The 1,011-nt window shown below is 62.8% G+C and carries 2 pseudogenes; one reads left to right on the forward strand and one right to left on the reverse strand.

Annotated elements, in window-relative coordinates:
• Positions 1-367 (reverse strand): annotated as a pseudogene (gene pyrB, locus ACOVQ0_RS02960) (aspartate carbamoyltransferase catalytic subunit); the annotation flags it as partial.
• Positions 368-454: 87 nt separating this feature from the next.
• Here pyrB and ACOVQ0_RS02965 point away from each other — a divergent pair.
• Positions 455-1,011: pseudogene (locus ACOVQ0_RS02965) on the forward strand (signal peptide peptidase SppA); the annotation flags it as partial.

Genomic DNA, 1,011 nt, shown 5'->3' on the forward strand with positions numbered 1-1,011 from the left:
TCACGATGGCATCGGCGCGCATCGCGTTCAGCGTCATCGCCGTGTCGATCAGCGTTTCACCCTTCTTCACGCTGCTGGTGGCCGCGTGCATGTTCACCACGTCCGCGCCCAGCCGCTTGCCCGCGATCTCGAAGCTGAGCAGCGTGCGCGTGGAGTTTTCGAAGAAGGCGTTGATGATCGTCAGCCCGTTCAGCAGGTCGACCTTTTTCTTCGGCTGCCGGTTCAGTTCTACCCATTGCTCCGCCTCGTCGAGGAGGTAGAGGATTTCGTGGCGCGCAAGCTGGCCGATGCCGGTCAGGTCACGGTGCGGAAAGGCAAGGCCGCCCGCTGGATAGCGGCCTGCTTGAGGATGGGTTGGGCTTTGCATTGAAACCAGTTCCCTAGTGGCGGGTTGGGAAAGGCTCAAGCCGTTTCCCGCTGGCTTTGCCCGCCCGTCCACAATAGTCTGCACATCATGAGCTTTGCCAAATCGGTCTGGAAGATCCTCGTCGCCATCAAGGACGGTCTTGTCCTGCTGTTCCTGCTGCTGTTCTTTGCAGGGCTTTACGCGCTGCTCAGCTTCCGCCCCGCGCCCGGCATGGTGCGCGAAGGCGCGCTGTACCTGCCGCTGACTGGCGTTGTGGTTGAAGAAGCGAGCGACATTTCGCCCACCTCGTTCCTTTCCGGCCAGGCGCCGACGCCGGAATATACCGCCCGCGATCTGTCCCGCGCCATTACCGAAGCCGCCACCGATACGCGCATCAAGGCCGTCGTGCTCGATCTCGAAGCGTTCGGCGGCGGATCGATGGTCCACCTCAGCCAGATCGGCGCGGCGATGGACAAGGTGCGCGCCGCAAAGAAGCCCGTGCTGGTCCGCTCGCTGATCTACACCGACGATGCGATGCAGCTTGCCGCCCACGCCAGCGAAGCCTGGGTCGATCCGATGGGCGGCGTTGTCGTCACTGGTCCCGGCGGTTCGCTGCTGTTCTACAAGGGCCTGATCGACAAGCTGAAAGCCACCGTCCACGTCTT

The sequence above is a fragment of the Novosphingobium sp. genome (genome assembly GCF_049240505.1).
GTDB lineage: Bacteria > Pseudomonadota > Alphaproteobacteria > Sphingomonadales > Sphingomonadaceae > Novosphingobium.